Genomic DNA, 19,475 nt, shown 5'->3' with positions numbered 1-19,475 from the left:
CTGTGTTAAAATGACGGGATAGTGATCGGGCGCATTATACCGAGAACGTGCCTTATGCTGATAGGTGAACGCATTTGCGGGCTGGACGAGGCGGGGCGGGGACCCTTTGCTGGACCACTGCTTGCCGCTGCCGTGATTTTTCCGGTGGGCTATGACTTTGCCGAACAGTTTCGCAAGGCAATCCTGCGCGATTCCAAAAAATTGAGCCAGAAACAGCGTGAGGCGCTCTACACCGTGATTTATGAGGCTGCCCTTTGTGTGGAGGTCATCGAAATCAGTGTGGAGGCGATCAACGCACATGGCATTGGGTGGGCAAATCGAACCGCTTTTGAGCGTCTTATTGGGCGCGTCGGGGTAAGCCTTCACCCCGTCGATCACTACCTTGTCGATGGAAATTTGCGCCTTGAACTCCCGCCACCATTGAAAGCAAAACACATCAACCGCATCCGCGCCGATGAATCTATCCCGGCTGTTGCCGCCGCGTCCATTGTGGCAAAGGTGACGCGGGATCGGATCATGACCGATCTTCATCAGATGCACAGCCTGTATGGGTGGGATCGCAATCACGGCTATGGGACAAAAGACCATATTGCCGCCTTGCGCCGTTATGGGGCGACAGAACACCACCGGACACAGTTCATCGCCAAGACGCTAAGCGCCCCTCTCCCCGGTTTAAAACTATCATGAGTGCGCCGCCGCTCGTCTCTCTCCCCGACGCCGAACGGTTTCGTCATGTGCAGCGCACCCTTTGGTTGGTCTTGATTGCTAATGCGGGGGTTGCCGGCGCAAAGATCGTCATTGGCGTGCTGACGGGAACTCTGGCGATGGTTGCCGACGGTTTTCATTCCACGATGGACGCTGCCAGCAACCTTGTGGGGATTGCCGCCTCGCGGGTGGCGGGTCGTCCGCCCGATGCTGATCATCCCTACGGTCACCGCCGTTTTGAGACTCTCGCCACGCTGACCATTGGTGGACTGCTGCTTGTGGCGGCGTGGGAAATCCTCACCTCGGCGCTGGATCGCCTCTTGCATGGGGGTAAGGTGGAGGTGTCCATCCTGAATGTGGCGGTGATGGTGATTACCATTCTGGTGAATCTAACCGTTGTCCTATACGAGACAAGACAGGGAAAACGCCTCCGTTCGCCCGTCCTCTTGGCAGATGCATCGCAGACCCGTGTCGATATCTATATTTCCTTCTCGGTGATCATCGGTTTGGCAATGACAGCATTTGGCTTCGCTTGGATGGATACTGTGATCGCCTTGTTGATTGTCGTCCTCATTGGGCGGGCAGCGTTCGTGATCCTCAAACAAACCACCGGTATTCTTACAGATCGGATTGCCCTTGACCCCGCCCTGATCGAGCGCGTGGCGCTTTCTGTGCCGGGGGTGACAAGTGTCACACGGGCGCGGAGTCGTGGTCCCGGCGACGCCGTGCAAGCCGATGTCGAAGTGCGCGTTGATCCCTCTACGACAGCGGATCGGGCGAACGCCCTTGCCGAAGAAATTGAGCGCCGTCTCCGGGCAGAAAATACTGGTGTTATTGAGGTGCAAGTGCAGTTCACACCGAACCGCCCCGAAGGGAAAGATCATGCCTTAGCAGCGCGGGCGGCGGCGGATGCGATGGGATTATCGATTCACGAAGTGACCGAAATCCTCAGCGCCGAAGGGCGCATCCTTGAAATGCATGTCGAAGTTCCCCCTACCCTCACCCTCCGTCAGGCGCATGAGAAAGTGAGCGCCCTTGAGGAGCGCGTCTGCGCTGATCTGCCCGCTATCGTCCGCGTGGTGACGCACATCGAACCCGCCGAGATGAACGCCGGATCGATTATGCAAAGCGAGATGGCGCTTATTCTGCGAGATCGCGCCCTTCAGATTGCCCAAGAGCGCTACCCCACAGCCCGCTTTGCCGATGCCCAAGTGCGGGCGGTTATGGCAGGCTATGCGCTCAGTGTATCCTGCCAACTACCGGGGACGATGAGTGTCCAAGAGGCACATTTGATCGCTGAGGAAATGGAGACTCACATCCGCGCTTCGCTGCCGGAACTACGGCGGGTGACGATCCACACTGAGCCGGATGAACAGGGGTGAGGGTCTATATTCTCATGGCGATCATCGCCGCCCTGATCGCCGTTGTCGGCATGAGCGCCGCCCGTCTGCAAATGCAAGATACCTGATTGCCTCTCGGCATAGGGTAGGGATGCCCTATCCGCATCCCGAGAGGATGATACCTTTCAAGCCCCGAAGGGTTAGTTGGTTTCAGCCCAACGACCTAACCGCCGCACGAATCACGACCATTTCATGTTATAGTGGTGTAAATATCATTTTACACCTCAACTCCTCATGCCCAATCTATTAAAACTATTTTTCCAAGACCTTGCCGCGATTCCCATCATTCGCGGACGTGAAGATTACGCCCCCCTTATTCGGCGCGTCCAATGGAAGATGGTCATTCGTGGAGCGGATGAATCTAACCGGAAACCGACAGATGCAATCGATTCAAACGCCGTTCTCCACCAAGCGAAAATCGCTTATCAGCAGATCAATCAAACCGCCGCCCAGTTTGGACAACCCTCCCTTGATTTAGGCGTACTGGCGAACGACATTGACCCCTTCTTCAATACGCCCACACACGCTGCGCCCTCAGCATTGTCACACCTCTTTGGTCGCTACACCGATCTTTCCGACGCGGGGCAAGCCGCCTTTATCGAGCAAGGGTGGCGTTGTTTTTATCTCATCTCCCTCTTGCCGCCCGCCCTGCGTCGCCTTGATACTCCCGCCGACGATCAGGCAGATGCTTATATCCGTGAACGCCTTGTCGAGGCGGATGAGGCACAAAAACGCCTTGTAGAGGGGACGCTCCGGTATGTGGTGAAGGTCGCCCGCAGCTACATTGGGCGGGGGCTGCCTTACCTTGACCTTGTGCAAGAGGGCATTTGGGGGTTGTGGCGGGCAACCGAGACATTCAAAGAATATGTTGGCGCTCACTTTCAACTCTATGCGGCAACGTGGATACACCAACGGATTGCCCGCGCCACTGCCGATCAACACGGAATAATCCGTATTCCTATCCACCTCTTTGAAAAATTTCGCATCCTCCATCAGAGTGTCACTGCCTTTCGCAGTCGCTATGGACGATCCCCCAGTATGGCTGACATTCAGGTGATTCTTGGGCAGAAGAAAAATACACCATCCAACGTCGATCATGATTACCCAGAATCGGAGACGAAGGAACGCCGCAACGAAAAAAAACAGGCGCAAGCGAACGAAAAACTCGCCCAGCTTTTTTACGCCCTCTTTGACCCCCCCCTCTCCCTTGAGCGAGACCGCCTTCCGAACTATAAACAGGGTGGGAACAAAATTCCTCTGCCTGATCTCATCGTTGATGCCTCCTTAGAAGACCTCGCCGATATCGCTTGGCTGAAGGAGGCACTTCAACGCCTTAGCCAGCGACATCTGGATCAACGCGCACAACGCATCCTCAGCTTGCGCTTTGGATTGAACGATCATCCCGCGCTCACCCTAGAAGAAGTTGGGGAAAGGCTAGGTGTCACCCGTGAGCGTATCCGTCAAATTGAGGTGAAACTAAAAACCAAACTCTACAGAGCGTTAGAACACAGCAGAATAAACAGCAGAATAAAGGGTGCTTTTGATCCCCCCAAGAATGCCCCTCTGGTTCGCGCTTTAGAAAGGCTTTCCCAACAGCTTTCGCACGGTCTTCACGAATACGATCTCATTGCGGCAGATTATGAGGATGAACGTGGTGCTGAACGACGCCTTGTTGATCAACTCATCAGGCGTTATGTAGAAGATGCACGAGGGCAAAACCGCCGCTCATCTCGCCCGTTACCTGATTCCATGAAAAATTTACTTACCAATGTACTGGAGAATATCGGGCATCCAGCCCACTACGGAATCCTCTACGACACGATTGTCCAGCGGTTGGGACGTGTGCCACACTTCAATTCAGGACAAGTCTATCGGGTACTTTTCTATGGATCGTCGTTCCGTAACTACGGAAATGGGATTTTTGGCTTAGCGCAGCATAGCGATGAACGATTCTACATTGATAAGCACGGAAATCGGATACTCACGCCGCCACCACAGCCTGACCACGCGCTAGAGCGCCCACAAGATCGCCGCCTCGATCAGGTAGCAACCGATGATCCGATCATCGACATGACCGGAGATGCGTTTGATTGGCTCGCGCTCGACTCGCTCTCGCTTGATCTAATGCAAGGCGAACTTACCCCGAACGAATTCGCCGTTGGGGATGCCCTAGCCGGCGAGATGGAGGATGATTTTGATGACTGGCTCGACCCCTCCCGTCCCTTTGATCCCCCGCAGTCTGAACACACCCTAGATAAATTCGCCCTTGATAATGGCTTAACGGAGTTAAGCGCTGATGAGGATGATCTTGACTGGCTTGTTCCACCTTCCCACCCCACTGATCCGCTTCAGCCTGAACCCGACGACACAGCGGCAGTTGAGGATGTCCTAGCCGACACAGCGGAGGATGATTTTGACGACTGGCTCGACCCCTCCCGCCCGTTTGATCCACCACAGGCTGAACACACCCCAGACCAACTGGTTATCGATGATGATGCGCTAAACGATCTGACGCAGGATGATTTCGATTGGCTCATCCCATAATCTGCGGCAGCTAACGTGGGACAACCGGCAGCCGAATCTGGGACGCCCGCCGCACCTTCCATTGGGGTGTTCCCACCGCCGGAATTCGGGCAAAGGTATCCTTGTCCGCGCCAGCATGCGCCACCCGCAAACAATGCCCGCGTCGGATGAGCGCCGAGGTCGGTTGCATCCCGATCACCAGTTCCACCTCTTTCTCCGAGGGCAAGGGGGCGGCATCCCAGAGTAGCGCATCCCGTTTCAAGTCGGGGCGGCGTTCCATGCCTAATCTAATTTGTTCAAGAATCTCTGTCTGGTAGAGGGTGAGTTGCTGCTGGCGGAGTGTGCGTTGGAGGCGAAGTTGGGTGAGCAGGGTCGTTTTGTCGATCAGCGCCGAGAAAAACAACCGCACCAGCAGTGTGTCTTTCTCTGTCTCAATCTCCGTCATGGGCTGTGCTAACCACGCCAAGAGGTCGGCACGTCCGGCAGGCGTCAGGTGGTATAGGCGGCGATCCGGGCGATCCTCTTGCGTTTCAATTTCTGAACGCAGAAAGCCTTCTTTTTCCAACCCATCAAGGGTTCGGTAAATTTGGCTGACTTGGGCATACCAGAAGTGTTTTGCCGAAGAATCGACAAACTGTTTCAACTGGTAGCCCGTCAGCGGTTGGTAGCTCAACGCGCCGAGCAACACATAACGCAGCATGGGTACAGTCCGTGCAAGCCGCTAACTATTGCACAAAGTATATTCCATTTGTAGAACATGTCAGGTGGATTATTTTTACCTGCTACTCTCGTCCGTACAAGCCCCGAATAATCTCCCCATCAACGAGTGGAATCTCCGTCAGGGCAAGGTTTTCCCGCACATGGACATCCGATTTCATCCCGATCAACGCTGTTGTGACGCCCGGGCTGGAACGGACAAACTGAATCGCTCGCTGTGCGTCTGTTGCTAAGCCGGGGAGGTGGTCAACCAGTTCGGGCATCATCGGCAGCGCCAAGCGCCCTTGCATCAGCGACGCGCTGCACACCACCGTCAGTCCCAGATCGTTGGCGGCGTCAATGGCGCTCATGAAACGCTCGCCCACCTGTTGGTTCTCGAAGGCAAAAGCCTCGGTCATAAACAAGTTGTAAGGCAGTTGCAGGTAGCGCAGGTTATGGTTTTGCCCGGCAACCTGTGTCGCCAAACTGACCAGCGCCGTCAGGGAGAGGTAGGCGGGGTCGTTGGGAAGGGCGCGAAACGCCGTCCACGTCGCCAAGCCATAGCTGCCAATGTCCCCTCGCTCTACCGCCAGTTCCAGCGTCTCAAAGGCATCCAGCAGCCGCGCCTCAAAGGTTTCCTGACTCAGCGCAATCGACTGCGTTTCGGGGTTATGGATGTAGTAGATATCAATCGTTTCCAGCCCCAAGTTGCGACGACTCCACGTCAGCATCATTTCCAGATAAGCGGGCGCAAGGCAGTGTTGGTAGCGGGCGGCAAATTCGTGTGGTTTTGCCAGTTTCGTATCCAAAAATCGCTCTGCCACCCACCGGCGTGGATCGGCGGGCATCTCTGTGTCGTAAGGGACAAACCCCCCCTTCGTGCCAATGACTATCTCATCACGGCGAATTTCTCCGATGCTGATCGCCTCCGCCAGCCACAGCCCAAGCGCCCGCTCACTGCGCTGAAAGCGGTAATTGATCGCCGTATCAAAGACATTCCCCCCGCGTTCTAAGGCTTCTTGAAATGCCCTTGTATAGTGCGCATCCGTGAGGTTATCAGGGTCGCCCAGATATGTCCCCACGCCAAGCGAAGAAAGCCATAAGCCATCGACGGCTTGGCGATAGTTACTTGCCCGTGCCGCCCCTTGTCGGTCCGCGAAACGCCGCGTTCCTTCTGTCGTTGCCCGTCCTGAGATCACCTCTCAAATCCTTCCGGTGAGCATCCCAATCACAAAACCAATCGCCACAATAACCCCAACCAAAACCGCCCCCGTCCATGGGAAAATATCGGGGTCAAGCACCACACCTCGCCGTTTGGCGATGCGCACGGGGAGGTTGAACACTGCCCAAAACAGAATTCCCCCGCTGACAATAAACGTCAGGGGCAAGACAATCTGTGTTACCGACCATGCTGGCGTGCCTGGCTGGTTGGGGTCTGCCTCCCCCGGACGCAGAAAACTGAGCAGCACCCATGCCGCCAACGCCGCACCGAAGATGCCGACAATGAGGCTTGCCACCGTCACCCGCACGGTGAAAAGGCGATCCACATAAACGCCTTGAAGATTACCCGATGGGGACGATTCGGGGTTTGGTTGATCTGCCATTGCCTTTAGGTATCTTTGTAAACGTCTATAGCCCTATAGACTATAGCAAGGGACGGCAAAAAGAATAGGGGCAGGGCGTTTTCCTGTCTAATCTAAGTACCATCACAAAAGCCGTTTGTGGTGAAGAAGGTCGCACAACCTGTGCAAACTTGCCTTTCAAGCCCCGAAGGGGTGGCTGCTTTCAGCCCGCTGCTTTAGCGGCGGGCGCTCACGGATGGCAATGGGCGCAATGCCTTGCGTCCCTACGGGAATTACCCTGTCAACACAATCTAGTAGTCCGTCAAGAAAATTTCTAAAGAATCCCTATCCCCCGGTTACTGCGCAGCAGTCGTCTTTCCCCGTAGACAGGGAAAGGGGAGATATTTTGCAGGTGAGGGGGAAGCCCTCTCGAAAACGTGATGCCCCCTTCTCCCACAGGGAGAAGGGGGCAGGGGGATGAGGGTTGTCTCTTTCTGTGGTTACCTTCCTGATGGACTATTACCGGGCAAGCCTTTTAGCGGCGGGATCATGCGCTATACCGCCTGTTCACTGTGGCGGTGCTTAAGTACCACCACAAACTATGCCTTTCAAACAAGGGTGGGTGGGAGGCTGTGCTTCCCACAGAGTCCATTCCTCCTCCTCTACCCTTCAAAACCGCACATTCAAATTGAGCCAAATCCCGATGAACACGGCGATCAAAAGGGGTAACATCGCCATGTAAATGACCGTCCGCCGCCTATAGACGCTCAGGTACATCAGCAAACTTTTGATGTCTACCATCGGACCAAAGGTCAAAAAGGTTAGGATCGATCCCGTCGTGAAACCTGTCGCGGGGTTGGCAAAACTCAGCGCGATAATCGCATCTGTTGTGCTGCACACCGAAAGAACAAACGCCAGTAGCGCCATGACAAACACCGAGACCACCGGATCGGCGCTGATCGTCCGCAGCGTCTCTTGGGGGATGAAGATTTGCATCCCCGCAGCAAGGGCGCAGCCAATGACCAAATAGCGCCCCACATCGAAAAACTCGTCCCCCGCCAAGCGTAACGCCCGCAGCAAAGCCGCGAGAAGTGACTCGCGGCTGCTTGTCGGCGCGTCCGCCGGATCGCCCCCGCCGCCGCGTGCTAAGGTGGCATAGGCTTGGGGGGCAAGCATCCGCTGCGGCTTGCTTTGCAGGCTGAACAGCAAGCCCACACTCACGGCAATGAGCATCGTGATCACATAGCGCCCGACAAGCACCGTTCCCCATCCAAAGGCGCTGAACGTGCTGGCGAGGACAATCGGGTTCATCACCGGTGCGGCAAGCAGAAACGTGATTCCCACAGCGGGCGGCAGCCCTTTTTGGTAAAGCCGCCGCGCAACGGGAACAACGCCGCACTCGCACACCGGAAACAGAAACCCCAAACACGCCCCGGTCAAGATTGCTGGAAGGCGGCGGCGCGGCAGCAGACGGAGCATATCCTCTTGGCGGACAAAGACCTCGATCAGCCCCGAAACAAGCGTGCCAAGCAGCAAAAACGACACCGCCTCGATAAAAATGCCGAGGAAGCGCGTCGTAAATAACTGAAGTTGGGTGGCAATGTCCATGAGGTATGCCTTTTACTCCCTACGGTATTCATTTCGGCTGCGTTCCCGCCTCGGCAAGTAGCCTCAACTTGCCCGCCCGCCGCAGCGCGTTCCGCTGCAACACAAGCTGATCCCCTAGTGGGCTAAGGCGGACAAGGCGGTTGTTGTAGAGGGGATCATCAATCAACGGGCGACCTTGCCGTTTTTCCAAGTCCAATTCATAGACAACAACCCCGTGATCATCGGCGTTTCGCTGGCGGGCGGCGGAGGCGGGCGGCGGGTGAGAATTGCCCGCTTGCTATCGGCAAGAAAGACGCACCGTAAGGCGGTCAAAAGAGTCCACATCAAACCGATCAGAAAAACGAGCGCTCACAGTCTATCCCATGTGCCACATGTAGGGGTCTTTCACACAAATACAACCAAGCGACGTGATAGGCTAACCCCACAAAGGAAAGAAAAGCAAGAGACCTTCATAAGAAGTTTAGAACCTGTTTCAAAAAACTCATCCCCTTTCTCTGTGTGCGGGGAAAGGGGGTAAAGGCGTTTCCCCTCGCCGTTAACGGTGAGGAGCTAGGAGGGATAGGGATTCATAGAATGCCTTTCGTGATCAACGCCCAATTACAAGCGAGAAAGACCTTCAGGATGTAAGATAAGGAAGGTAAGAGGGTAGCGCCACCCTATTCCCCCTACCCCCTTTCCCTGCCTACGGGGAAAGGGGGAGAGATTCCCTCTCTGTTTACGGGGTGGGGGGTAGGGTTTCCAAGCCCCGAAGGGGTGGCTACTTTCAGCCCGCTGCTTTAGCGGCGGGCGCTCACTGTCAACAGAACCTAGAGAGAGCCATGCCACTGCTTCGTTTGACATTCGCCCTTGCCCTCACAGTCATCAATGTGCTGATCGTTGCACCGGTAAGGGCGCAAATTCCCCCCAACCAAATTCGTTCCCTTGCTTGGTCTCCCGATGGGACGCATCTTGCCGTAGGGACGATTCACGAGGCGGTTCTCTATGATCGAGAGAATCTGAACACGCCGATCACCCTCCACGAAACGATCCTTGATGTGGGGGGTATCAGCGCCATTGGCTGGCAGCTTGGGGGGACGGGGATCGCCCTCGCCCGTTACGATGGGATCATCAGCCTGTGGGATATTCCAACCCAGACTCGCCTTCTTGTTTTGCGGGGGGCTGTGGGGGCGGTGAATGGTGCGGCGTGGGGCGGGGCGAACCGTGTGGCAACCATTGGCGATGATTGGCGGATGCGCCTCTATGATGCCCTTACGGGAAACCTCCTCGCCGATAATTTTAAGCATCAGGCGCGGGGGTTGGGGGCGTTTTGGCAGCCCGGCGGGGATCGTATTCTGACCATTGCCGCCGATAACCGCGCCCTGCTCTGGAATGGGGCAACAGGGGAAGGGTATACAAATCCGCAAACAAACATCGCTCGTGTCTATGCTGGTGCGTGGCAGACAGACGGCGAGCGGTACATCACGGGGAGCGCCGATGGCATCGTGCGCACCTATCAGGCAAACGGCGCCCCAGAAGGCTCTCTGCGCAAGCACACGCGGCGCATCCTCGCCGTCGGTTTTAAGGATGGCGAGGCAATCAGCATGGACGAAAGCGGACTCGTTGTGGTTTGGGATGGGCGGGAGGCAGAATTCGACCTCACCATTGCCCTTCCCGATGGCGATCTTCCCCGTCTGGCAGCAATCCGTCCTGATGGCGATGAGATTGCCGTTGTGGGCGCGGCGAATGTCGTCTACCGCTACGCCCTCCCAGGCGGCGAACCACTCACCCCACTGACTCCCCTGACGCCGCTGCTCGTGCCGCCAACCGCGCCTTAATACCACGTCGCCGCGCCTCCCGCCGGAGGCGTTCGGCAATGAGTCCATAGCGGGGCGAGACGAACCACACAACAAGGAACAGGGCAAATTGGGCGACGACCATCGAAGCGGAGATGGAGAGATTCAGCGCCCGCGCCGCCTCGTAACCGAGGACAACGCCGACAATGCCAAACAGCGGGGCGAACACAACCATCCGCCATAAACGATCCGTCAAAAGGTATGTGGCGGCAGCAGGGAGGATGAAAAAGGCGACCACCAACACCGCCCCCACCGCATTGAAGGCGGTGACCGCCGTCAGGCTGACCAAGCCCATCAGGGTGAGGGTCAAGGTGCCGGGGCGAAAGCCTAATGCCGCCGCCAACGCGCTGTCAAAGGTTGCCAGTTTTAATTCCTTGTAGAGGATGAGGACGAACAGACAGTTGGCTAAGGCTGCCATGCCGATAGGCATTACGGCGCGGGGGAAGAACACAAGCGTTGGCGAGGTGTCGATCAGGCGCAGACGCCAGGCTTCCGCCGCGCTATACGTCCCACAGTTGGCGCAGGTTGTCTCGAATTCGGCGCGAGGGTCGCGAGGGGTGATCCCACCGGGGGTGCAGTTCACACAGCGCCGTCCAACGCTGGCGCGAGGGTCTTCCGCCGTGATTGTCACGGAGTCACAGGCTGTCAGACAGTGGGAGTTTGTGTTCGCCCATGCCACGCCAATTTCCCCGATCATCACCGCATCAGCATCAAGATGGACGTTGGGGATGTAGCGCCCCACCATGATCACGGCGAGGGCAAACAGAAGGGGGAAGACCAACCCCAACGCCGTCTCCACGTTGACCCGTTTTGTCCGCGCCAGTGCCTCGGTAAGCGTCACCGTCAGAATACCAGCGAGGGCTGCTCCCACAATGAGCCATGGCGAGGATAATTCTGGCTCTGCGCCAAAGGCGATCATGACGAGGAAAGCGACGACAATGCCAAACAGGACGCTGTGACTGATCGCATCGCTGACGAGGGTCATTTTGCGCAGCAAGAGCAGAACGCCCAGCACCGCCGCCGCCACCGCCACCAGCGAGCCAACGAGGATCGCCGTGTTGCGCGGATCGGCAAAGTACGTATTCACCTGATCGGCGCTGAAAAAGCGCAGAAGAATATTAATGATCAAACGCTCAAGTGCGTTCACGGTGTTGCCCTCCAAATCATCCCTGTAGGGGGGCAGCGGCTGAAACGCGGCTAACCCCCTAAGTGCCTAATGTTTTGTGTCGCGCATCCAACCATGCGTAGGCTTCCGCTTCGTTGCCCACCATGTGTGTTGTCGAGTCAGCGCTCGTATCCAATTTGCCGATCAACCCGCGCACCACACGCCACATCAACCCATCATTCGTCACCACCGCGTTGGAAGAATGTGGCGGGGCTTGGTATTTCTGCGGATCGCGCAGCACTCGTGTTGTAAAATAAGGTGTCGGGAAGATGCCCTTTAAAATGAACAGCCGCCTCAGATGGCTGTGCGTCTCCCGTGCCGTTTTGTTTTGAAGGGCAATAATATCTAAAAGCACATCCACCGTCTCGCGGCGCAGGTTTGTGATATTTAGGATATGGATATCATTAACGGTGCTAACAATCAACCCTTCCGTTGTCTTCAGTTGTGGATCTTGCGGATCATCGTTATGGTTAGCCATGAAAGACTCCTCATTTTATAGAGATCATCTCTTTGCCAACTGTAATCCACGTTTTAGATTTGGAATGTTTGCTTTTTATAACAATAGATACGCTCTTGCCCTCATCCCCCTGCGACCCGCCTTCGGCGTGTACCCGCTCTCCCTCAGGGAGAGGGGGAAAAGAGGTTTTGAGGGGGCTTCCCCTTCACCCCCTCGCCCGCAGAATTTCTCCCCTCTCCCTGTTTACGGGGTGGAGGCAGGCTTTTCAAACCCCGAAGAGGTGGCTGCTTTCAACCCGCTCCTTTAGCGGCGAGATCACTGGGATTACACTGTCAACATACCCTAGCTGTGCAGTGGACAAGTCGGTTAGCTCGCCTTTGTTCGGCTTGTCCCGCGCATTACGGCAAGAATGCCCCGTTCGGGGGCAACCAAAAGCGACACCCCCACCAACGCCGACGCCACAACGATGATCAGTGGACCTGTTGGCAAGCCGCGCTCTATGCTGCTGAGAAATGCCCCCGCCGCGCCAGAAAATCCGCCAAAGCACGCCGCTAAAAGGGCCATCCCTGCCAGCGATTTCACCCACTGCCGTGCTGCCGCCGCTGGAGCGACGAGCAAGCCTACCATGAGAATGACGCCCGCCAATTGCAGCCCTAAGACGATGCCCGCCGCGATCAGCGTTGCCAAAAGCGCCTTAAAGAACCGCACCGGATAGCCATTTGCCCCGGCGAATTCGGGATCAAAGGTGATCAGTTTGAATTCCTTCCAAAAGGCGATGATGCTGAGCAGAATCACCCCGCCGGCAAGGACGATCAGGAGAATATCGCTGGCGGACATTGCCGCTGCCTGCCCAAAGATGAATTTATCCAAACCGGCTTGGGCGGCATCATCGCGTTTTTGAATAGAAGACAGCAAGGCAATCCCTAAGGCGAAGAACGAGGCAAGGACGATCCCAATGGCGGCATCGGCTTTGATGCGCGTTGTATCGGTGATCGCGCTGACAAGCTGCGCCCCAAGCCACGCGGCGATCCCCGCGCCAAGTAAAAGGGCGAGAGGAGAGCGTCCGGCAATCAAAAACGCGAGGCAAACCCCGGGCAGCGCCGCATGAGAGAGCATATCACCGAGGAGGGCTTGCCCACGCAGGACGGCGAATGTGCCGAGGACACCGCTCAACGCGCCGAGAAGCGCCCCGCCGAGGGCAACGATCAGGAGAGTGTAATCGAGTTCAATCATCGTCAATCTGCCTTTGAATGGCGTATCCCTTGCTGCCCCTTATGAGGTAGCAGCTGCCAAACCTGCCCCGCCCAATGGGCGCGGCGATGTTCCACCACCGATGACAACTCGCCCCCCATAGGTATGGTTCAGATTCGCCTCGGTAAAGGTTGTTCCCACCGCGCCGCTGGCGATGACCTCAACGTTGAGAAGCGTTACCCAATCGAAGTACTCTTTCACGGTACTCAGATCGTGGTGAACGACGATGACCGTTCGCCCGCGTGAGCGCAGTTCGCGCAGAAGGGCAACAATCGCTCGTTCAGTGACGGCATCCACCGCCGCGAATGGCTCATCCATAAAGTAAATTGAGGCATCCTGAACAAGCGCCCGCGCCAAAAACGTCCGTTGCTGCTGTCCGCCGGAAAGCTGTCCAATCTGCCGTCCGGCAAACTCTGCCATACCCACTTGTTGCAGGGCGTCCATCCCTTGTTGGCGTTCAGCTTTGCCCGGGCGTCGCAGCCAGCCAAGCCGCCCATAAATACCCATCATTGCCACATCAAGGACAGTGGTCGGGAAGTCCCAATCGACACTCCCCCGCTGGGGGACATAGCCAACCAGGCTGCGTGCCTCGCGGTAGGGTTTTCCGTAAAACCGTGCCTCGCCCGCTGTGGGGTGGAGGATGTTCAGCGCTGCTTTGATCAGGGTGCTTTTGCCTGCGCCGTTCGGTCCGACAATCGCCATGAGGACGCCCTCTGGGATGCGCAGTGTTGCCCCCCAAAGGGCGGGCTGCTCTTGGTTCGGATAAGCGACGGTGAGATCGTGGGTTTCAAAAGCAATCAGCGGTGTCGTTGCCGTCATGGTTAAAATCACTTCCTTCGTGAGATCGTGCCTTACAGTAATTCGGGAGGCGGCTGCGGCAGAAGCGTCTGCGGGAAGGATGGTACATCGTACCCAAACGATTTCACGATGGTCAAAATGTTGTGCGTCAGCATCCCGATGTACGTCCCACCATACTTCCCCGGCGCGTCCATCGCATCCGAATAGAGTTCGCGGATACCCATTTGCACGGAGACGCCCTGCGCCTTACATGCCTCAACCACTGCCTCCACCGTCCGCTTGGGAACGCTGGACTCGACAAAAATTACCGGAATCTGCGCGGCAATGACTGCCTTTGCCACCTTTTGAATATCGGCAACGCTTGCCTCAGTGACTGTGCTGATCCCTTGAATCGCACCCACTTTCCACCCAAAAGCGGCAGCAAAGTACTGAAAGGCATCGTGCGAGGTGACCAGAATACGGTGTTCGGCGGGGACGACGCTCATTGCCTCCACTCCCCACGCCGAGAGCGCCTCCAAATGGCGAATGTAAGCGTCGGCATTTGTCCGATAGAAGGCAGCGTTGGGCGGGTCGCTTTCGCCAAGTACGGCGGCGATTCCATCGACTGCCATCGCCCAGTTCAGCGGATCAAACCAGAAGTGGGGATCATGAGCGCCACTTGCCACCTCCATAACGAACCCCGCCTCCAAGACAGGCGTCGCCGCCGCGTAGGTGCGAATATCCCGCTCGCCGAGAGCCTTGAACACCTCATCAAACTGCCCTTCCAGATGAAGTCCGCTGTAGATCACGAGGTCGGCTTGGTTCATTGCTGCAATGTCTGCCTCGGTGGGCTTGTAGAGATGCGGATCAACGCCTGCCCCCATGAGCGCCGTCAGGTGGACACGATCCCCCGCCAAAATACGCACAGCGTCAGCTGCTTGCGTCGTTGTGGCGACGACCCTTAACATCGTCCCACGCTCGGCACGGCTATAGCCTGTGGGCGAAAACGCCACACTGATAAGGATGATAAGGGTGAGGGCGATACGGTATCTCATGGCTTTCCTCAAATTGAAATTTAGGCTAACCTAATTATTGATCATAATGTACACCAAAGATGAGATCGTGTCAAGAGGGGAAACCCACAAAAGGGCTGAGCGCCCGCCCGTACATTCGGATTTGACATGTGAGCGCTGCCTCCCCGTAGGGGCGCAAGGCATTGCGCCCAGCGCCGCCCGTGAGCGCCCGACGTTTAACGTTGGGCTATGAGTAGCCACCTCTTCCGGGCTTGGAAGCCCTAACCCCCACCCCGTAAATAGAGAAAGGGAATCTCTCCTCCTTTCCCTATCTACGCCGAAAGGGGGTAGGGGGGATAGGGGTGGCTAGGTGGACGCGCTGCGGCATGTCCCTACAGGGCAAGGGCTGATCCTGTTACAATGAACAAATCGCCTAACAACCTACAAGGCATTGCCGTTTTCATGTCAGACCTCCAAAAAATCATCCTCAGCAATGGGCTAACGGTGCTGCTGAAGCCGATGCACACCGCCCCCGTGATCAGTTTTTGGGTTCTTTACCGCATTGGCAGCCGGAACGAACCGACTGGCTTAACGGGCGTCTCACACTGGGTGGAACACATGCTGTTCAAAGGGACAGAGCAGTTTCCGGCGGGGTACCTTGACGCCGCTATTGACCGCGAAGGGGGCGAATGGAACGCCCAAACATCCTATGATTACACCGCCTACTATGAAACCATGCCCGCCGAGCGCATCGACCTTGCCCTGCGGGCTGAGGCAGACCGGATGGTGAACGCCACCTTCCATCCAGAGGACGTTGAATCAGAACGCACCGTGATTCTTTCCGAGCGGCGCGGAAGCGAGAACAGCCATTGGTTTTGGCTCACGGAGGACGTTCACGGGGCAATGTTCCGCGTGCATGGCTACCGTCATAAGATCATTGGTGACACGCACGACCTGCTGACGATGACGCGGGACGATCTCTACAACCACTATCGGCGGCACTACACGCCAGCGAATGCCATTATCGGGATTGCCGGAGATTTTGAATCGGAAGCCATGGCGGCGCGTATCCGTGAACTCTACGAGGGGCTGCCCGGTGGGGAACGTCCTAGCCTTTTTGCCCGCCCAGAGCCACCACAGCAAGGCGAACGGCGTCTTCGTGTGGAGCGCCCCGGTCCCACCCATGCCCTGATGATTGCCTACCGCGCTCCGGCAGTGACCGACCCCGATTGGCTGCATTTGCTTATGCTGGACGCCATTTTGGACGGGGCAAGTATTCCGGGTGGCGGCTCAGCAGGAGGGCGAACAGCGCGATTGTATCAGGCATTAGTAAAAACCGAGATCGCCGTGAGCGTGGGGACGGGGCTGAACGAAACACATGATCCTTACATGTACTCCTTCAGCGCTACCGCTCGCGAGGGGCGCACTCTAGAGGAGGTGGAGACGGCGATCTACGGCGTTATTGACGGGGCGCTTCGTGGGGAACTGACCCAAGCCGAACTAGATCGCGCTCGAAAACAGATTCGGGCGCTACTTGCCTATAACAAAGAGTCGATCACCAATCAGGCGTTCAAGATGGCGTATTTTGAGCATGTGGCAGGCGATCCTCAATGGCACGAACGCGCCGGGGAACGTTTGCTGACAATCACCCTTGACGATGTTCACCGCGCTGCCCAAAAATACCTTCGCCCCTCACAGCGCACAGTGGGCTATTTTATCCCGACGAACGCTGATGATCAGATCGATGAAAGCGCCCTTGAGGAGATCGCCTAAGCACGGCGCAGGGCGGAAGCTGCCGCGCTAGGCATACCCACCCCGCCGGGGCTTAAAAACGAAGGCACACCGTGTCGGGGTGAGGATTCGTGTTGAAAGCATTTCCACGCTTGTCATGGTGATTTACCACCCTAGCTTGGCTATACTTTACGGGTAAGGAAAACCCCTGAGGAGAATGATCTGATGCCCTTGATTCGACGTTTGTTTATGATCCTACTCATTGCCGCCCTCACCCTAACCACGCTACCATTTAACTCTACCGCCGCCCAAAGCCGTGAGGCGGACAAACTGGCGGCTTACATGCCCGCCAACACCGATGTCTTTCTCAGCATTCGCACCGATGATGCCTATCTTGCCACATTGGAGGCATTAATCAGTCGTCTCGCCGCGAAAATTCCCGGCGTTCAACTTCCCGAATCATTTTTGCGCAAGGGGCTGCATGACCTCTTTGGCGCTGCCTTTCGCCTCGATTTCGAGAAAGAAGTCCGCTCGTGGCTAGGGTCACGGGTTGCCATTGGTCTTTCTGCCTCGCGGCTGATGGGGCGCAATGTCGATCAGACGACGATCTTCACCTTTGCTGCCGAGGTGACAGACCGCGCCAAAGCGGAGGCATTTATCACCCTGATTCTGAAGGATGTTCCCTCTGTAGAACGCCTGACGATGGGCGATTACACCGCCTTTGTCGTGCGGATAAACACCCCTTACTACATCCTTGTAGGGGATACGGCGCTCATCTTCGGGAGTGAGGCTCAGGTAGCTGTCCCGCTTGGGAAGGGCGAGGCGCTGACGAGTTTAAGCCGTTACATACGGGCCGCGGGCGAACTCCCCGAAGCCGAGTACAACCTCTATGCTTATCTTGATATGGGGACGATCTTCAGCACCTTAAAACAGAGCATGGGTGGGATGGGCGGCACAGGTGCGGGGAATCCCTTTGATCAGCCGATCATTGCCTCTTTGGAAGCGATCACCATTGGGGGGACGCTGCTTTCTGATGGCAAAACGCTGGCGCTCGATTTCGCCCAAACCTATGACCTTGATATAGGGAAGCGCACCGGACTCGTCCTCCCTTACACCACGCCCGTCCAGACCAGTTTCCTGAAACATATCCCGCAAGATGCCGGCATGTTGATACAGATCGCTGACCTCAATCAGTTATATGAAGCGGCTCTTGCCCTCTTGGAAAGCCAACTTCCCCCTGACCAACGCGAACGGATGATGCGCCAGCTTACCGACAGCGTGCGGGAGGCAACAGGGCTTGATCTGGCAACGGATATTATGGGGTGGATGCAAAAGGACACGGCAATCTTCCTCAGCTACGATTCCACCGCCCCGAATATGCTCCTTCAGGGTGTGAAACAAGAACCCGTCTCCCTGAAGGCGCTCAATGTTGGGATCGTGATCGATACCAGCGCTGATCCCGAAAAAGCAAAGAACATGGCAAAGGTTATTGGCGATTTGTTGGTGAAGGCGTCAGATCGTCCCGCCCCGAATTCTCCCGTGACCGTCAGCCGTGAACAGATCAATGGTGCGATTCCGGCAGTGACTCTCACCTTCACCGCCCCCACCCTTGCCGAGCCGGTTGAACTGCTCATCGCCGCCAATGATCAGGTCTTTGTCGTGGGGACGCGCAAAGCCGTTGAGGGTGTCTTCAGCGGGGTGCCGGGGCTAGATGGCTCAGCCACCTATGCCGCCGCCGCAAAGGTCATGGTCGCTAACCCAACGCAAGTCCTCTATATAGGGGAAAACGGGTGGGATGCGCTAAGTTTGATCACAACCACTTACGCCAGCGCATTTTTGTCATTCAGCATACCGCCGATGACGCCGTTTCCGCCCATGTCTACCACACCGCAGCCCACCCCCAACTACGAGGCGACGCGCACCGCGAGGCAAGCGGAAGCCGCTGCCCAAGTAGAACAGCTTTATGGCATCGTGCGGGGCGTCTTTGGCGAATTTACCCATGCCACCATATCGGGAACGTACTCGAAAGAAGGCGTCTCGCTCTCCCGTTTCACCCTTACTCTGAAGTAGTCAACCATAGCACAAGGCGTTTTTTGTCGGGCGGCTTTCCCTAGCCGCCCCGACCCGTTTAGGGTATTATCCTCGTCAGGCTGGATTCAGGTTTGTCACGTTGCCCTGTATGAGGATTGACCACGCCCATGACTCCTGAAGCGATCCGCTTACTCTTTGGCTACACCTATGCCGCTTTTGACAAGGTGTGGGACTGTATTCTCTCCCTGACGGATGCACAGTTTGTCGAAGACCTCCCCTATTCCATCGGCTCTATCCGTAACCATGTTGTCCATCTGATGAGCGCTGAGCGGCGGTGGGTTGCCCGCCTTCAACCCGGCACCCCCCTTCCCGACCAGATTAAGTATGGCGACTTCTCTACAAAAGCTGCGGTAAGCGCACACTACGAGCAGATACGCGCCGATGTGTTGACCTACATCAACGCCCTTGACGAGACAGCCCTCAATGCGGTGATCGATTGGAATCTCCCCCATCGTGGCATTGCTGAACGCCATCCGCGTTACGCCCTTTTGCTCCATCTGGCAAACCATGCGACGGATCACCGCTCACAAATCCTCGCCATGATCCACACCCACTTTACCGCCCCAACGGTGGAGCATGATTTGGTTTTTTACCTTCTAGAACAAGAGAAAACACCGACAGATAGCAAGTAGACAAGCCCCTACATAAGACACCGTGATCATAA

Annotated in this window: 18 protein-coding genes; 7 read left to right on the top strand and 11 right to left on the bottom strand. The window is 56.5% G+C overall.

The annotated features are described in order from the left end of the window. The first annotated feature begins 54 nt into the window (after positions 1-54). The 3 genes from HS103_14325 to HS103_14315 all read left to right on the top strand — a co-directional run bounded on the left by HS103_14325 (position 55) and on the right by HS103_14315 (position 4,649). The gene (locus HS103_14325; GenBank protein ID MBE7513975.1) at positions 55-687 is read left to right on the top strand and encodes a ribonuclease HII; all 633 of its coding nucleotides are present in this window, start codon (positions 55-57) and stop codon (positions 685-687) included. Further along, positions 684-2,087 (top strand): cation diffusion facilitator family transporter, encoded by a 1,404-nt coding sequence (locus HS103_14320; protein MBE7513974.1) that lies wholly within the window; start codon positions 684-686, stop codon positions 2,085-2,087. Before HS103_14325 ends, HS103_14320 begins: the two co-directional genes overlap by 4 nt. A gap of 252 nt (positions 2,088-2,339) precedes the next feature. Further along, a complete protein-coding gene (locus tag HS103_14315; GenBank protein ID MBE7513973.1) occupies positions 2,340-4,649 on the top strand; it encodes a sigma-70 family RNA polymerase sigma factor in 2,310 nt (769 codons plus the stop codon). Positions 4,650-4,659: 10 nt separating this feature from the next. On the opposite strand, the gene HS103_14310 is transcribed toward HS103_14315, so the two are convergent. The 6 genes from HS103_14310 to HS103_14285 form a co-directional block, all read right to left on the bottom strand. After that, entirely contained in the window at positions 4,660-5,328 is a 669-nt protein-coding gene (locus HS103_14310; protein MBE7513972.1) for a helix-turn-helix transcriptional regulator, read from the bottom strand. Between the two features lie 82 nt (positions 5,329-5,410). After that, entirely contained in the window at positions 5,411-6,523 is a 1,113-nt protein-coding gene (locus tag HS103_14305; protein MBE7513971.1) for an aldo/keto reductase, read from the bottom strand. A 3-nt stretch (positions 6,524-6,526) separates the two neighbouring features. Continuing rightward, complete coding sequence (locus HS103_14300) at positions 6,527-6,928, bottom strand: hypothetical protein (GenBank protein ID MBE7513970.1); 402 nt, start codon at positions 6,926-6,928, stop codon at positions 6,527-6,529. 627 nt (positions 6,929-7,555) lie between these two features. Continuing rightward, positions 7,556-8,494: a permease gene (locus HS103_14295; protein MBE7513969.1), complete on the bottom strand. Its 939-nt coding sequence runs from the start codon at positions 8,492-8,494 to the stop codon at positions 7,556-7,558. 28 nt (positions 8,495-8,522) lie between these two features. Continuing rightward, positions 8,523-8,660, bottom strand: coding sequence for a hypothetical protein (locus tag HS103_14290; GenBank protein MBE7513968.1), 138 nt, complete (start codon positions 8,658-8,660; stop codon positions 8,523-8,525). Further along, positions 8,657-8,806, bottom strand: a complete 150-nt coding sequence (locus HS103_14285) for a hypothetical protein (protein ID MBE7513967.1) — start codon at positions 8,804-8,806, stop codon at positions 8,657-8,659. The genes HS103_14290 and HS103_14285 overlap by 4 nt, the downstream gene beginning before the upstream one ends. A 506-nt stretch (positions 8,807-9,312) precedes the next feature. On the opposite strand from HS103_14285, the gene HS103_14280 reads away from it, so the two are divergent. Further along, positions 9,313-10,308 carry a hypothetical protein gene (locus HS103_14280; GenBank protein MBE7513966.1) on the top strand — a complete coding sequence of 332 codons (996 nt, stop codon included), beginning with the start codon at positions 9,313-9,315 and terminating at the stop codon, positions 10,306-10,308. Here the strand turns inward: HS103_14280 and HS103_14275 are convergent. The 5 genes from HS103_14275 to HS103_14255 form a co-directional block, all read right to left on the bottom strand. Continuing rightward, on the bottom strand, positions 10,256-11,473 hold the full coding sequence (locus HS103_14275; protein MBE7513965.1) for a metal ABC transporter permease: 1,218 nt from the start codon (positions 11,471-11,473) through the stop codon (positions 10,256-10,258). The two genes, HS103_14280 and HS103_14275, sit on opposite strands and share 53 nt — an antisense overlap. A 58-nt stretch (positions 11,474-11,531) precedes the next feature. Beyond that, complete coding sequence (locus HS103_14270; protein MBE7513964.1) at positions 11,532-11,969, bottom strand: hypothetical protein; 438 nt, start codon at positions 11,967-11,969, stop codon at positions 11,532-11,534. A 345-nt stretch (positions 11,970-12,314) separates the two neighbouring features. Then, complete coding sequence (locus HS103_14265; GenBank protein MBE7513963.1) at positions 12,315-13,181, bottom strand: metal ABC transporter permease; 867 nt, start codon at positions 13,179-13,181, stop codon at positions 12,315-12,317. A gap of 39 nt (positions 13,182-13,220) precedes the next feature. Then, the gene (locus HS103_14260; protein MBE7513962.1) at positions 13,221-14,018 is read right to left on the bottom strand and encodes a metal ABC transporter ATP-binding protein; all 798 of its coding nucleotides are present in this window, start codon (positions 14,016-14,018) and stop codon (positions 13,221-13,223) included. 32 nt (positions 14,019-14,050) lie between these two features. Then, positions 14,051-15,031, bottom strand: a complete 981-nt coding sequence (locus HS103_14255; GenBank protein ID MBE7513961.1) for a zinc ABC transporter substrate-binding protein — start codon at positions 15,029-15,031, stop codon at positions 14,051-14,053. A gap of 420 nt (positions 15,032-15,451) precedes the next feature. Here HS103_14255 and HS103_14250 point away from each other — a divergent pair, with 420 nt between their 5' ends. The 3 genes from HS103_14250 (at position 15,452) to HS103_14240 (ending at position 19,443) form a co-directional block, all read left to right on the top strand. Then, positions 15,452-16,762: an insulinase family protein gene (locus HS103_14250; protein ID MBE7513960.1), complete on the top strand. Its 1,311-nt coding sequence runs from the start codon at positions 15,452-15,454 to the stop codon at positions 16,760-16,762. 183 nt (positions 16,763-16,945) lie between these two features. Further along, on the top strand, positions 16,946-18,790 hold the full coding sequence (locus HS103_14245; protein ID MBE7513959.1) for a DUF3352 domain-containing protein: 1,845 nt from the start codon (positions 16,946-16,948) through the stop codon (positions 18,788-18,790). Positions 18,791-18,918: 128 nt separating this feature from the next. Then, a complete protein-coding gene (locus HS103_14240) occupies positions 18,919-19,443 on the top strand; it encodes a DinB family protein (protein ID MBE7513958.1) in 525 nt (174 codons plus the stop codon). Positions 19,444-19,475 lie beyond the last annotated feature (32 nt).

The sequence above is a fragment of the Anaerolineales bacterium genome, assembly GCA_015075625.1.
GTDB lineage: Bacteria > Chloroflexota > Anaerolineae > Aggregatilineales > UBA2796 > UBA2796.
Note: the sequence above shows the minus strand (reverse complement) of the source record. Positions and strands in the feature narration are given on the sequence as shown.